The organism is Pseudomonas sp. AG1028, assembly GCF_007993955.1.
Classification (GTDB): domain Bacteria; phylum Pseudomonadota; class Gammaproteobacteria; order Pseudomonadales; family Pseudomonadaceae; genus Aquipseudomonas; species Aquipseudomonas straminea.
On the sequence record NZ_VIVP01000016.1, the window covers coordinates 34,778 to 48,811 of the forward strand.

Here is a 14,034-nt window from a genome sequence, read left to right on the forward strand (position 1 = left end):
CTTTTCTCAGGACGCACGAGTCCTGCCGCCTGGGCGGAAGCGTTTTTCTGTCATCGATTGATGGAGTTGGCCCGACTGGGCGCTCCGCTACAGCACAGGCTGGGCAGTTTGCCTGCCCAGCCCGGTTATCAGGGTTGCTCGATACCAACGCTGTCCGGTGAGATCTCGATGGCCTTGGCCTTGTACATCGACCAGGCGGTGACCGACTGCCAGCGCTTGAGGAATTGCTCGGCTTCGGCGCCATTGAGGTTCAGGCTCTGGGCGCCGTAGTTCTTCAGGAAGCCCTGGAACTCTTCATTGGCCACGGCCTTGGAGTAGGCCTCGACCAGCTTCTGCTTGATGTCGTCCGGGGTGTCCTTGTGCACGAACGCGCCCCAGAACGGGCCCCATGGTAGGTATTCGCCGATGTCCGGAAGGGCCTTGGTGATCGGTTCGACGCCCGGCAGCTCCGGCACTTCCTCGGCGGCCAGCACGGCCAGCGCCTTGAGCTTGCCGGAGCGCACCAGTTCCTGGGCGGCTGCCAGGCTCAGCGGCATGAAGTCGATGTGCTTGCCCATCAGCGCGGTGATGCCCGGGCCGTCGCCGCCAAAGGTTACTTCACGCACCTTCAGCTCGCCGACGGCGTTGACCATGGCGTGGACGGTGCTCGGCAGGCCGCCAGCGCCGGTGGAGCCCATGCGCAAGGTGTCCGGCTTTTCCTTGGCGGCGGCCAGCAGCTCGGCCATGGAGTTGAACGGGCTGTCGGCGTTGGTGGCGATCACCACAACGTTCTGGCCAATGATGTTGACCGGGTAGAAATCGCTGTAGTCGAACTTGGCCAGGCCGAGCACCGGATACAGCTGCGGGTTTTCGGCGCCGAGCAGCAGGGTGTAGCCGTTGGGTTTCTGCTGCATCACGTAGCTGCTGCCGATCACGGCGGTGCCGCCGGGGCGGTTGTTGAGGATCAGCTTGGTGCCCAGTTCCTTCTCGACGTAGGGCGCCAGGCTGCGCATCACGTTATCGGTGGCACCGCCGGCACCCCAGGGAATTACTGCCTGGATGCTGCGTTCCGGGTATTCGGCATGGGCGGGCAGGGCGAGCGTCAGTGCACTAAGGGAAAATGCGACGCCGGTAAGTAGTTGCTTGAGCATGTTGGAGACTCTCCATTGGTTGTTTTTATATATCCGTTTCCGGGCATGCGTGACGCGGTGTATCAAGGTTGAACCGAAGCGGCCTTGCGCTTGCGTTTGAGCCAGCCGAACAGCGGCGTGTTGCTCAGTAGCACCAGCACCAGGGCGCTGGTGAGAATCAGCGACAGCGGGCTGCTGACCAGCTCGCCGAGCAGCTCGACCGGGTTGTCGCCGACCGAGGCCATGGCCTGGCGGTAGGAGCTGTCCATCAGCGGGCCGAGGATTACGCCAAGGATGATCGGCCCCATCTGAAAGCCGAACGCTTTGAGGAAATAGCCGAGCAGGCCGAAACCAAGCATCCAGTACACCTCGGTCATGCTGCTGTTCAGCGAGTAGGAGCCGACGGTGCAGAGCACCAGGATCAGCGGAATCAGCACGGCCTTGGGCAGCTCGACGACCTTGGCGAACAGCTTGATACCCATCAGCCCGAAGATCAGCAGGAAGATGTTGGCCAGCGCCAGATTGCCGACGGTGAACCAGAAGATGTGCGGGTTCTCGACCATCAGCATCGGGCCGGGGTTGAGGCCGTGGATGACCAGCGCGCCGATGATCACCGCGGTGACCGCGTCGCCCGGCATGCCGAGCGTCAGCATCGGCACGTAGGCGCTGCCGACGGCAGCGCTGTTGGCGGTTTCTGGTGCCACCAGGCCTTCGTAGGCGCCTTCACCGAACGGGCTGGTCGGGTTCTTGACCGTGCGCTTGGCATGGTCGTAGGCGAGCAGAGCGGCGATCTCGCCACCGACGCCAGGCAGCACGCCGACCAGCACGCCGATGATCGAGGTACGCAGCGACAGCGGCAGGAACTTGAGCACCATCGCCACCGACGGAATGATCTTGTCGACCTTCTGCTTGACCGCCTGGGTACTGAGGTTGTGCAGCTGGAAGAGCGCTTCGGCGACGCCGAACAGGCCGATCATCACCACCACGTAGTGAATGCCGCCCATCAGCTCCATCTGGCCCATGGTGAAGCGCCCTTCGGCGGTGACCGGGTCCATGCCGACCATGCCGATGATCGCGCCCAGGGCGACAGCGAAGATGCCCTTTGCCAGGCTGCCCTCGGCAAGGCTGCCGACCAGCATCAGGCCGATGGCGGCGATCAGGAAGTAGTCGCGGGGCGCGAACTGCAGCGCCAAGTCGCCGAGTATCGGTGCCGCCAAAGCCAGTACCCCTGTACCGACCAGCCCGCCGATCACCGACATCACCGTGCTCAGGCCGATGGCGCGACCGGCCTCGCCACGCTTGGCCAGCGGGTAACCGTCGAACGAGGTGGCCACCGAAGAAGGGCCGCCGGGGATGTTCAGCAGGATGGCGCTGCGCGCGCCACCGTATACGCCGCCGATGAAGATGCCGACGATCAGCGCCAGGGCGTCGTTGACGTCCCAGGAGAAGGTGAACGAGACGAGGATGGACACCGCCATCGTCACCGAGAGGCCGGGAATGGCACCGATGTAGATGCCGGCGAAGGTGCCGAGCGCCGTCAGCATCAGCAGGTTGGGGTCCATCCAGGCCATCAGCAGGTAGGAAAAGGTATCGCTCATGGAAGTCTCGTCTCAGGGCAGGTAGACGCTGAACGCCAGGGTGAACAGGAGGTAGATGGCCAGCACCGAGATGCCGCTGGCCACCAGGGCTGAAAGCACCTTGCCGCGCCGCAGGTAGACGATGGAGAGCATCAGGAAGGCGAAGGTGCTGACGTAGAAGCTCGCCCATTGAATGACGGCCAGGTAGGCCACCGAGAGCAGGGTGAAGACTACGATGTGGCGTGGGAAGTGCTCGTGGCTGAAACGCTTGGCCGAGGCCGCCCAGCTCTCGCCGTGAGTCGGCTTGCCGCGTAATTCCCAGAGCACTCGCACGGCGGCGATCAGCAGCACGGCACCGGCCCCCAGGGGGAAGGCGCCGGGCGAACTGATCGAGGAGAACCCGGAAATCAGATAGGCCTGATAGAGAACGAACAGGCTGAAGACCACCAGCAGGATGCAGAAGGTGCGCTCACCCACCGGTACTTTTTTCGATGTACTCATGACTCACTCCAAGATGCAGCCGTGCTGCCCGCGTTGGAAAACCGCTCAGGCGCGTGTGCCGGGTTGGCGAATCGGCGCGTGGGTAGAGCGCTGGGGCGTCTGGAAAGTGAGCATGTCGAGGGCCGCCGGCGCGAAGGACGAGGCGGCATCGCTGTGCGTATTGGCCAGGGAGCGAATGGCGCTCAGGCTGATCTGCCGGGCGCGGGTGAACACAGTGTTGAGCTGTGGCATGGCGTGACCTTCTTATATTTATAGGTAAGGCATTTTTTCGTGAGTGGCGCTGGCAAAACCTGCATGTCTCACGCAAGTGCTGGGAATACTGTGTGGTGATGCGGGCTATTTCAATTCACCAAATCGGTTCCTGTTCGATAACCGAACAAGAACGAACCAGTTAGTACAAATAGCCGGTCTGGATTATGGCCTCATGTTCGGGCGCAGCCAACCCGCAGCGATCCCGACGGTGGCTGCGATGATTTCAGAATGTGGCGGTTCCGCCGGCACCGCTGGGTCTTTAGAATCGCGGCAAATTATTCGAGGGCATGACCATGGCTGGCAGCCAGATAGAACGGGCACTGAATCTTCTGGAGAGCCTGGCGGGTTCCGGTGATGTGCCGATGCAGACGCTGGCCGAGCAGCTGCAGATTCCCAAAAGCGCCACGCATCGCATGCTCGCCGAGCTGGTGCGCCTGGGTTACGTGCGCCAGGACGCCGATACCAGCCGCTATCGGCTCTCGACCAAGCTGGTCGCCCTGGGTTTTCGCTACCTGTCGGCCAGCGGCGCCGACATCGTGCAGCCGATCCTCGATCGCCTGGCCCGGCAAAGTGGCGAACTGGTGCGCCTGGGGGTGATCGAAGGCGAGCGACAGACCTGGATCGCCAAATCCCAGGGCGCGCGCTCGGGCCTGCGCTATGACCCCGACATGGGCCGTGACGCGCCGCTGCGCTACACCGCCTCCGGCCATGCCTGGCTGGCCAACCTGGCGGACGCCGACGCACTGGCGCTGGTGGCGCGCCAGCACATTCCCGACGACAGCGAGTTCGGCCCCAACGCGCCCCATGACGATGAGGCGTTGCTCGCTTATCTGCAGCGTGCCCGCGAGCGCGGCTATGCGACCGTGATGGAAACTTCCTCCCTGGGTACCTGCGCGCTGGCTGCGGTGGTCAGCCACCCGCAGCGAGGTGGCGTGATTGGCGTGCTGAGCATCGCCGGCCCCAGCGCGCGCATGCCCGGCGAACGCATGGAACAGCTTGCACCCTTGCTGCTGGAAGCGGCTGCCGAGCTGTCGTCAGCGAGCCAGGCTTCCGACCTGTTCGTGTGAGTGGCCGATAACGTTCGATTAACGGCCGAGCGCTCCATCCGGAGTTGATTAAATGTGGAACTGAGTTCTAGATTGTTGTCGAGCGCGCTGCGCCTATAACAATCAGAAAAGGACTCATGTCTTGAACCCTTTGCGAATCGCCCTGATCGGCGCCGGCATCATGGGCCGGCAACACCTCAGCTATCTGCGCGAGCTGCCGCACGCCACTCTTTGCGCGATCGTCGATCCTACCGAGCAGGCCCGGCAGCTGGCCGCCGACCACGGGGTACCGTGTTTCGATGAACTACAGGGCCTGCTCGACAGCCACTTGGCCCAGGCGGTGATCATCGCCAATCCCAATGCGGCCCATGTGCCCACTGCGTTGCGCTGTATCGAGGCCGGCCTGCCGGCATTGCTCGAAAAGCCGGTCGGTGTCAACCTGCAGGAAGTGCGCGAACTGGTGGCTGCCGTGCAGCGCAGCGGCGTGCCGGTGCTCGTGGGTCACCACCGCCGCCACAATCCGCTGATCGGCAAGGCGCGGGAGTTGATGCTGCAGGGCGTCCTGGGGCGACTCACCACGGTGACGGCGCTCTGGCAACTGCAGAAGCCGGACAGCTATTACGACGTGCCTTGGCGGCGCGAGCCCGGCGCGGGGATGCTGCTGACCAACCTGATCCATGATCTGGATCTGCTGCGCTACCTGTGTGGCGAGGTGGACCAGGTTCAGGCCCTCACCAGCAACGCCGTGCGCGGCTTCGCCAACGAGGACGGCGCGGCGATCATCCTGCGCTTCGCCAATGGTGCGCTGGGTAGCCTGACCGGCTCAGACGCGGCGGCGGCTCCCTGGAGCTGGGAGCTCAGCGCCGGGGAAAACCCGGTGTATCCACGGCAGCCCGATCAGCCGTGCTACCTGCTGGCCGGCACCGCAGGTTCGCTGAGCATCCCGCAGCTGCGTTACTGGTCGTACGCTTCGCCAGGCGCTGGCTGGCACGAGCCCTTGCAGAGCGCGGAGCAATCGTACGAGGCTGCTCCCGCATTGCTGTTGCAGCTCAGGCACTTCATCGAGGTTGCGCGGGGTGAAGCACTGCCGCTGGTCAGTGCAGCCGATGCCGGGCGCACCCTGGCGCTGTATGACGCCATCTGCCGCGCCGCCGAGCAGGGCTGCGCCACCGTACCCGAATCCGTCTGAGCCAACGTCCATTCATGGGCCTCGGCCCGGAGAGAGATCGATGCACACCCACGAACGTCCGATGTCCCTGGCCAGCCTGACCGTCCTCGAGCTCGCGCCCCCGCAGATGGTCGAGGTGGCAGCCCGAACGGGCTACAGCCACGTCGGCCTGCGGCTGATTCCCGCCACCGAGGAGGAACATCACTTCGCGCTGGTGGCCGACGCGGATCTGCGCCGGCAGACGCTCAGGCGGCTGCGCGACACCGGCATCGGCGTACTCGACGTCGAGATCCTGCGGCTCAAACCCCATACACGCTGCAGCGATTTCGAGACGGTGCTGGAGGTTGGCGCCGAGTTCGGTGCGCGTGAGGTGCTGGTCGCCGGCAACGACCCGGATGAAGCGCGGCTGACCGACAATTTCAGCGAATTGTGCGACCGCGCCAGGGCGTACGGTTTGCGGCCCCATCTGGAATTCATGCCCTGGACCAACGTTGCCGATCTCTCGCAGGCAGTGCGTATCGTGCGCCAGGCCGGCCGCGACAACGGCGGCGTGCTGGTCGACGCCTTTCATTTCAATCGCTCGGGGTCACGCCTCGACGAGTTGCAGCAGGTGGAACCATCATGGCTGGGTTATGCCCAACTGTGCGACGTGGCCGGGCCGCGGCCGCACGACATGGCGGAGATTCTGCGCCAGGCGCGTAACGAGCGGCGCTTTCCCGGTGACGGTGATTGTGACTTGTCGGGGCTGTTGCGCTGTCTACCGGCCAATGTTCCGTTGAGTCTGGAAATCCCCACCCGGCAGGTGGAGGATCCGACGCAGCGGGCGCAGATGGCCATCGACAAGGCTCTGGCGCTGTTGAAACGTCTCGACCTTTCGGCATAGCCCATACTGAAATCCGCAATGGCGGCAGACCGCACATATAGTTAGTTTGCTACCGATAATGACGTCTGGATCACGAGAATTCCCATGAGCACCCCGAGTTCGCTGTCAGGCGTCAATCATCCCTTGAAGGGCATCGCCCTGGTGGTGCTGGCGACCTTTCTGTTCGCCAGCCACGACGCGCTGTCCAAGTACCTTTCCGGCATCTATCCGGTGATCATGGTGGTGTGGGCGCGCTATGTGGTGCACACGCTGCTGATGGCCGGCATCTTCCTGCCGCACTCGGGGTTGCGCGTGCTGCGCAGCAAACGGCCGGGGTTGCAGGCGCTGCGGGCGATCTGCCTGCTGGGCTGCAGCCTGTTCTTCACCACCGGCCTCTTGTACATCCCACTGGCCGAGGCAACGGCGGTCAACTTCCTGGCGCCGCTGCTGGTTACCGCGTTGTCGGTGCCGCTGCTCAAGGAGCGTGTCAGCCGGGGGCAATGGGCCGCGGTGCTGGTGGGCTTCGTGGGCGTACTGATCATCGTGCACCCGGGTGGCGACCTGTTCACCCCGGCCGTACTGCTGCCGCTCTGTTCGGCCAGCTGCTTCGCGGCATACCAGATACTCACGCGTCTGCTCAGCCAGTACGACACGCCGACCACCAGCAACTTCTTCACCGGCCTGCTCAATACCTTGCTGATGAGCTGCCTGGTGCCGTTCTTCTGGCAACTGCCGCAGTGGCATCACTTGCCGCTGATGCTGGCGCTCGGTGCGTGCGGCATGTTCGCTCACCTGCTGCTGACCAAGGCCTTCCGCCACGCCGCGCCGGCGCTGCTGGCGCCGTTCGGTTACTGCCAGATCGTCTTCGCCGGCCTGCTGGGGCTGATCATCTTTGGTCACGACCCCGAGGCGAGTGCCAAGGTGGGTATCGCCATCATCTGTCTTAGCGGGCTGGCGGCGGCTTATCAGCAACGCAGAAAGCGCTGAAATTTCAGCTCCCGGAAATACAAGAAGGCCCGTTAAGGGCCTTCTCTTTTTTACGTCTGCCTGGTTAGTGGCTGGCTTCGTTCACGCTGTTCTGGCGAGCGGCGTCGTACTCGGCCTTGTCCATCGGCTTGGCGCCGGGTTTACCCAGTTCGCTCATCGGAACGCGGTAGGTTTCCGGTGCGATGAAGGCGGCGAGGGCGCACAGGCAGGTGATGCCGAATGCCAGGCCGCCGATCAGCCATGGAATGTTGTCCGAGCCGGGCGGTGCGACCAGGGCGAACAGCGCAGGCAGCATGGCGGTGAGCATGGTGCCGATGTTCTGGGCGATGGCCATGGCCGACACGCGGTAGCGGGTCTGGAACAGCTCAGGGTAGAAGCTCGGGAACACCGCGTTGTAGCCCTGGTAGACCACGCCCCACATCAGCAGCGACATGATGAACGCCAGCGGCACGTTGCTGATGCTGATCGCATACAGATAACCGAACGCCAGCAGGCCAGAGCCCAGCGCGCCGGTGATCATGGTCGGGCGGCGGCCGATCTTGTCGGAGAGGTTGCCCACGAAGGGAATCACCAGCACCGCGACTATGTTGCCCACCACCGGAATCCACAGATAGACGCTCTTGTCGAAGCCGATCCCGTAGGCCGGTTGCACGGCATAAGCGCCACCGAAGATGGTCGCCACCACCGGAATCACGTTCATCAGCGCCATCACCATGACCAGGAACATGGTCCGCCAGCTGGTGCTGAATGCTTCGGAGATCGGCGACTTGGCGATCTTCTGCTTGTTCTCTTCGTTGACGAAGGCCGGCGTTTCGTGAACCTCGCGACGGATGATGAAACCCGCCAGCAGTACGAAGGCACTGAGCAGGAACGGGATCCGCCAGCCCCAGTCGTTGAACGCCTCGCTCGGCATGAAGTAGGCGAGCGGCAGGAACACCGCAGCGGCGAGCACCTGGCCGGCCTGCACGCCTTGCAGCGTGAAGCTGGCGTAGAAGCCTCTTCGTCCGAAGGGCGCATGCTCGAGAATCATCGAGCTGGCGCCGGAGATCTCACCGGCTACCGCGAAGCCCTGGATCAGGCGCAGCACGACCAGCATGGCCGGAGCCAGCAGACCGATATCGTGGTAGGTCGGCAGCAGGCCGACGGCCATTGTGGAGATGCCCATCAGGAACATGCATAGCAGCAGCACGTTCTTGCGACCACGGGTGTCGCCCCAATGGCCGAGCACGAATGCACCTACCGGGCGCGCCAGGTAGCCGACGCCGTAGGTTGCCAGCGAGGCGACGATGGCCATCTTCGGATCGGTGTTGGGAAAGAAGATCTGCGGGAAGATCAGCGCCGCGGCCTGGGCGTAGATGAAGAAATCGTAGTACTCCAGCGCTGAACCGACCCAGCCGCTGGCAGTGGCTTTCTTGGCTTGTGAAGTTGAGGGCTTAGCCATCATGGTCTCCGTTGTTATTAGAGCGCCGAGCGAAGCGGCAACTGGGTGCGGCTTGGCCACAGCGTGTGGGGACCGGCCTTGTGGATGGCACCGGTCGACCCGCTTTCAGGATTATCGAGCGGAGTGTCGCGAGTCAGGGTTGGACGTGCGCAGACGCAGTTGGCCGGGTGGGTGCCAAAAAGCGTGCGAATGGTATGCGGGTATGCAGGGGCTGGGAAGTGAGCATGGGCGTACTCTTATTGAAATTGTTATGGATGGAGCCGGGTTGTTTGCTGGTCGCGGCGGAAGGGTTTCCGTCACTGCAGTGGGAAACATGGTGTTGCAAGTCGTGAAATAGCGTCAATTCGATAAACGGCCTAGTGTTCGATAATCGCACGAAATACTAACTAGTTCGTACACTTTGAATTGCCGCTTCCCGCGAGCGCACGAATAATCGCTGCAGGCCTCAAGAAATGGCATAAGGGGATTGAACGGCCTGGTAAACCCCAGGCTCGAACGCCTCGTCGGCTACGCTTCTGGTGCCGGGCCCAGGTCATTACACGATCCGTAGAGATCGTTATCTACAAGGAGCTGAAGTATGCATCGCTCGATCGCCACCGTCTCGCTGAGCGGCACCCTGCCCGAGAAACTCGAAGCCATCGCCGCTGCCGGCTTCGACGGCGTGGAAATCTTCGAGAACGACCTGCTGTACTACGCGGGCAGCCCGCGCGACGTGCGCAAGATGTGCGCCGATCTGGGCATCGCCATCACCCTGTTTCAGCCGTTTCGTGATTTCGAAGGCTGCCGCCGCGACCGGCTGCAACGCAACCTGGACCGTGCGGAGCGCAAGTTCGACCTGATGCAGGAGCTTGGCACCGATCTGGTGCTGGTATGCAGCAACGTGGCTGCCGACTCGCTCGGTGATGAAGAGATTCTCGTCGACGACCTGCGTCTGCTGGGCGAGCGCGCCGGCGCACGGGGCCTGCGTATCGGTTACGAGGCACTGGCCTGGGGCCGCCACGTCAATACTTACCAGCAGGTCTGGAACCTGGTTCGCCAGGCCGATCATGCCGCGGTCGGGGTGATTCTCGACAGCTTCCACACCTTGTCGCTCAAGGGTGACCCGGCAGCCATCGCCGAGATCCCTGGCGACAAGATCTTTTTCGTGCAGATGGCCGATGCGCCGATTCTGGCCATGGACGTGCTGGAATGGAGCCGCCACTTCCGTTGCTTCCCGGGGCAGGGCGAGTTCGACCTGCCAGGCTTTCTGGCGCCGATCATCCGCACCGGCTACACCGGCCCGCTGTCGCTGGAAATCTTCAACGATGGCTTCCGCGCCGCGCCGCCACGCGCCAATGCGGTCGACGGGCTGCGCTCACTTCTTTATCTGGAAGAGAAGACCCGGCAACTGCTGGCGACCGATGCCAAGGCGACGAACCTCGATCTGCTGTTCGACACACCGCCAGCCAGTCGCTATCACGGCGTCGAGTTCCTCGAGTTCGCCGTCGACGAGGCCGCCGGCGCCAAGCTGTCGGGCTGGTTGCAGCGCCTGGGTTTCGCCAAGGCAGGCGAGCATCGCTCCAAGGACGTCAGCCTGCTGCGTCAGGGCGACATCAACATCGTGCTCAATGCCGAACCCTATTCGTTCGCCCACGGTTTCTTCGAGGCCCACGGCCCGTCGTTGTGCGCCACCGCACTGAAGGTCAAGGACGGTACGACGGCATTGCAGCGCGCCCTCGATTACCGTGGCCACCCCTATCGCGGCCTGGTCGGGCCGAACGAGCGCGAGATTCCGGCGATGCGCGCGCCCGATGGCAGCCTCATCTACCTGGTCGACCAGGCCGAAGCAGGGCAGACCATCTACGACAGCGACTTCAAGCTGGACCCCGCTGCGGCTCCGACCGGTAGCCTGCAGCGTATCGACCACATGGCGCTGGCGCTGCCGGCGGACAGCCTCGACAGCTGGGTGCTGTTCTACAAGAGCCTGCTGGACTTCGAGGCCGACGACGAAGTGGTGCTGCCCGATCCCTATGGCCTGGTGAAGAGTCGGGCGCTGCGCAGCCGCTGCAGCTCGGTGCGCCTGCCACTGAACATTTCGGAGAACCGCAATACCGCCATCGCCCATGCGCTGTCCAGCTACCGGGGTTCCGGCGTGCATCACATCGCGTTTTCCTGCGAGGACATCTTCAAGGAAGTCGAGCGGGCCAAGGAGGCGGGTGTGCCGCTTTTGGACATCCCGCTCAACTACTATGACGACCTCGCCGCGCGCTTCGATTTCGACGACGAGTTCCTCAGCGAACTGGCCTATTACAACGTGCTCTACGACCGCGATGCCCAGGGCGGTGAGCTGTTCCACGTATACACCGAGGCGTTCGAGGAGCGCTTCTTCTTCGAGATCATTCAGCGCAAGAATGGCTACGTCGGCTATGGTGCCGCCAACGTTGCGGTGCGTCTGGCTGCCATGGCCAAGGCGCGCAGTGGTGTGACGCGGCAGGCGAAGCTGTAAGCTGTACTCAGGCGGATGCGGGCCAGAGGTCGCATCCGCTTTTCGTTTGCAGTGATAACAAGAACGCCATGATGAGTGATTCCATGACCGCTACCCTCGAGCCTGCGAGCCACGAGCAGGCCGCAGCGCCGCGCAAGCCACGCAAGAACAATCCGGAGAAAACCCGGGAGAATATCCTACAGGCCGCCATCACCGAATTCGTCCGCCAGGGGCTCTCGGGTGCCCGGGTCGATGCCATCGCCGAGCGCACGGCAACGTCCAAGCGCATGATCTATTACTACTTCGGCAGCAAGGAGCAGCTTTATCTCGAAGTGCTCTCGAAGTTGTACGGCGATATCCGCAGTACCGAGCGCCGTCTGCACCTCGACGAGCTGCCAGCACCCGACGCCATTCGCCGCCTGGTGGAGTTCACCTTCGACCACCATGATCGCAACTCGGATTTCGTGCGCATCGTCAGCATCGAGAACATTCATTACGGCGAGTACGTCAAGCAGTCACCGGAAATCCGCCGGATGAGCAACGTGGTGCTGCTGACGCTGGGCGAAACCCTCAAGCGTGGCGAGAAGGAAGGGCTGTTTCGCGAGGGGCTCGATACCCTGGACGTACACATGCTGATCAGTTCATTCTGCTTCTACCGCGTCTCGAACCGGCATACCTTCGGGGAGATCTTCCAGATCGACCTGCCGGACGAGCAGGTCAAGCAACGCCACAAGACGATGATCTGCGAAGCGGTACTGCGCTATATCACGCGCTGAGCGTATCAGCCAGCGAGCTTGGGCCGACTCATCGCCGAGTCGGCCCGGTGGCATCAACCGTTCATGCTATGGAAATGATCGAGCATGCGCTGGGCATCGGCCTGGGCATCGCTGAACAGCTCGAATGCCTTCACGGCTTGAAAGACCGCCATGTTGCCGCCGTCCAGGGTTCGGCAACCGATGGCACGTGCTTCGCGCAGCAGTTCGGTTTCCAACGGGAAGTAGACGATCTCCGCAACCCATAGCTCTTGGCGCAGCAGCGTCTTGGGTACCGGCATGCCGGGCAGTTTGGCCATGCCCATCGGTGTGGTGTTGACCAGACCGTCGGCGGCGGCCATCGCTGAGCTCAGGTCGCCGCCGGCCTGGGCATGTGGCGAGCCGAAGTGCTCGTTGAGGTTGCTTGCCAGGGCCTGGGCGCGTTCTGGCTCGACGTCGAAGATGCTCAACTGTTCGACTCCCTCGCTCAACAGGGCATGAGCGACCGCGGCGCCGGCACCTCCAGCGCCCATTTGCACCACGCGCCGGCGAGCGACGTCGCCCAGGCCACGTTTGAACCCTTCGGAAAAACCAAGGCAGTCGGTGTTGTGGCCGATGCGTTTGCCACCCTTGAACACGACCGTGTTGACCGCGCCGATGCCCCTTGCTTCGTCGGAGAGTTCATCGAGCAGCGGAATGATCGCCTGTTTGCAGGGAAAGGTGATGTTGAGCCCGGTAAAGCTCATGCGCTCGGCGGCGCTGAGCAGATCGGGGAGGGCGCTGATGCCGAGCTTCAACTGGTCCAGGTCGATCAGCCTATATAGGTAGCGAATCCCCTGGGCATCGCCTTCATGCTCGTGCATGGCTGGGGTACGGGACGCTTGGATGCCGGCACCGATGAGGCCGGCGAGAATGCTTTTGCTGGAAGTCATGACGGCCTTATTCCTTGACCAGGTGGCTGAAGTGCTGGAGTGCAGCGCGATAGCCGCCGCTGCCCAAACCACAGATCACGCCAAGCGCGACAGGGGAAACGAAGGAGTGATGGCGGAAGGTCTCCCGCTTGTGAACGTTGGAGAGGTGCACTTCTATGACCGGTAGCTCGCAGGCAACCAGCGCATCGCGAATGGCGACGGACGTATGCGTCCAGGCCGCCGGGTTGATCACGATGCCCGCGCAGCGGCCGCGTGCCTTGTGAATCCAGTCGATCAGCTCGGCTTCATGGTTGGTCTGGCGGAATTCGGTGGTCAGGCCAAGGGCTTCAGCGGTGTTCGCGCAAAACCTGGAGATATCGGCCAGGGTTTCGTGGCCGTAGGTGGCCGGCTCACGGGTGCCGAGCATATTCAGGTTCGGGCCGTTGAGGATCAGAATGATGGGAGCCATGGTGCTTCCTGTTGTTATTGTGGAATCAGCCTGAGGCGGCTTCAGTAAAAATGTACTAACTGGTTAATTAGGTCAATCCAGCTATCTATATAAAGCAGCCAAAGCGTTCGATTATCGCGCTACGGCCGATTTCGCAAGAAAGTGAAATAACCCCTTGACCTGAGTTTCGAGGGGCCTATAATGCGCACCACTTCCGGTGCAGCCTGATCTAAAAACTCTTTGTAGATCAACGAGTTAGACGAAAATAAGGGTTGCACGGACGGCGAATTCGAGTAGAATGCGCCGGCATCGACAGGGCGGTTTGAGTGGTTCTGTTGATGGTTCGGTCAGGTTGATCGAAGGCGGTAAAAGAGGGTGTTGACAGCGGTTTCTAAAGCTGTAGAATGCGCCTCCCGCTGGAGAGAAGATGGTCTGGTCGGGCGCTGCAAGGTGTTGAGAAGAAAGAAAAAATTCTTCAAAAACAGCTTGACAGCAAATGAGGGTGCTGTAAGATGC

The 14,034-nt window shown here is 62.5% G+C and carries 13 protein-coding genes; 6 read left to right on the top strand and 7 right to left on the bottom strand.

What is annotated here, in order from left to right; genetic code table 11:
• Positions 1–128 precede the first annotated feature (128 nt).
• The 4 genes from FB481_RS22470 to FB481_RS22485 form a co-directional block, all read right to left on the bottom strand.
• Positions 129–1,130 carry a tripartite tricarboxylate transporter substrate binding protein gene (locus FB481_RS22470; RefSeq protein ID WP_093507671.1) on the bottom strand — a complete coding sequence of 334 codons (1,002 nt, stop codon included), beginning with the start codon at positions 1,128–1,130 and terminating at the stop codon, positions 129–131.
• A gap of 62 nt (positions 1,131–1,192) precedes the next feature.
• The gene (locus tag FB481_RS22475) at positions 1,193–2,707 is read right to left on the bottom strand and encodes a tripartite tricarboxylate transporter permease (protein WP_147177944.1); all 1,515 of its coding nucleotides are present in this window, start codon (positions 2,705–2,707) and stop codon (positions 1,193–1,195) included.
• 12 nt (positions 2,708–2,719) lie between these two features.
• Positions 2,720–3,187 carry a tripartite tricarboxylate transporter TctB family protein gene (locus FB481_RS22480; protein ID WP_075935114.1) on the bottom strand — a complete coding sequence of 156 codons (468 nt, stop codon included), beginning with the start codon at positions 3,185–3,187 and terminating at the stop codon, positions 2,720–2,722.
• A gap of 45 nt (positions 3,188–3,232) precedes the next feature.
• Positions 3,233–3,418, bottom strand: coding sequence for a hypothetical protein (locus FB481_RS22485; protein WP_147177946.1), 186 nt, complete (start codon positions 3,416–3,418; stop codon positions 3,233–3,235).
• 314 nt (positions 3,419–3,732) lie between these two features.
• Between FB481_RS22485 and FB481_RS22490 the strand changes: the two genes are divergently transcribed.
• The 4 genes from FB481_RS22490 (at position 3,733) to FB481_RS22505 (ending at position 7,502) form a co-directional block, all read left to right on the top strand.
• On the top strand, positions 3,733–4,506 hold the full coding sequence (locus FB481_RS22490; RefSeq protein WP_147177948.1) for an IclR family transcriptional regulator: 774 nt from the start codon (positions 3,733–3,735) through the stop codon (positions 4,504–4,506).
• A gap of 121 nt (positions 4,507–4,627) precedes the next feature.
• The gene (locus FB481_RS22495) at positions 4,628–5,674 is read left to right on the top strand and encodes a Gfo/Idh/MocA family protein (RefSeq protein WP_147177950.1); all 1,047 of its coding nucleotides are present in this window, start codon (positions 4,628–4,630) and stop codon (positions 5,672–5,674) included.
• Between the two features lie 40 nt (positions 5,675–5,714).
• On the top strand, positions 5,715–6,536 hold the full coding sequence (locus FB481_RS22500; protein WP_147177952.1) for a sugar phosphate isomerase/epimerase: 822 nt from the start codon (positions 5,715–5,717) through the stop codon (positions 6,534–6,536).
• Between the two features lie 84 nt (positions 6,537–6,620).
• A complete protein-coding gene (locus tag FB481_RS22505) occupies positions 6,621–7,502 on the top strand; it encodes a DMT family transporter (protein WP_147177954.1) in 882 nt (293 codons plus the stop codon).
• 64 nt (positions 7,503–7,566) lie between these two features.
• Here the strand turns inward: FB481_RS22505 and FB481_RS22510 are convergent, their stop codons facing one another.
• The gene (locus tag FB481_RS22510) at positions 7,567–8,943 is read right to left on the bottom strand and encodes an MFS transporter (RefSeq protein ID WP_093507681.1); all 1,377 of its coding nucleotides are present in this window, start codon (positions 8,941–8,943) and stop codon (positions 7,567–7,569) included.
• Positions 8,944–9,520: 577 nt separating this feature from the next.
• Between FB481_RS22510 and quiC the strand changes: the two genes are divergently transcribed.
• Both quiC and FB481_RS22520 read left to right on the top strand, forming a co-directional pair.
• Positions 9,521–11,428, top strand: coding sequence for a 3-dehydroshikimate dehydratase QuiC (gene quiC / locus FB481_RS22515; RefSeq protein ID WP_147177956.1), 1,908 nt, complete (start codon positions 9,521–9,523; stop codon positions 11,426–11,428).
• A 71-nt stretch (positions 11,429–11,499) separates the two neighbouring features.
• Positions 11,500–12,183, top strand: a complete 684-nt coding sequence (locus tag FB481_RS22520) for a TetR/AcrR family transcriptional regulator (protein ID WP_177345400.1) — start codon at positions 11,500–11,502, stop codon at positions 12,181–12,183.
• A 53-nt stretch (positions 12,184–12,236) separates the two neighbouring features.
• Here FB481_RS22520 and FB481_RS22525 read toward each other — a convergent pair whose 3' ends face one another.
• Together FB481_RS22525 and aroQ are read right to left on the bottom strand one after the other, a co-directional pair.
• Positions 12,237–13,091 (bottom strand): shikimate dehydrogenase, encoded by an 855-nt coding sequence (locus FB481_RS22525; protein WP_147177958.1) that lies wholly within the window; start codon positions 13,089–13,091, stop codon positions 12,237–12,239.
• Between the two features lie 7 nt (positions 13,092–13,098).
• On the bottom strand, positions 13,099–13,539 hold the full coding sequence (gene aroQ, locus FB481_RS22530; protein ID WP_147177960.1) for a type II 3-dehydroquinate dehydratase: 441 nt from the start codon (positions 13,537–13,539) through the stop codon (positions 13,099–13,101).
• Positions 13,540–14,034: the final 495 nt, after the last annotated feature.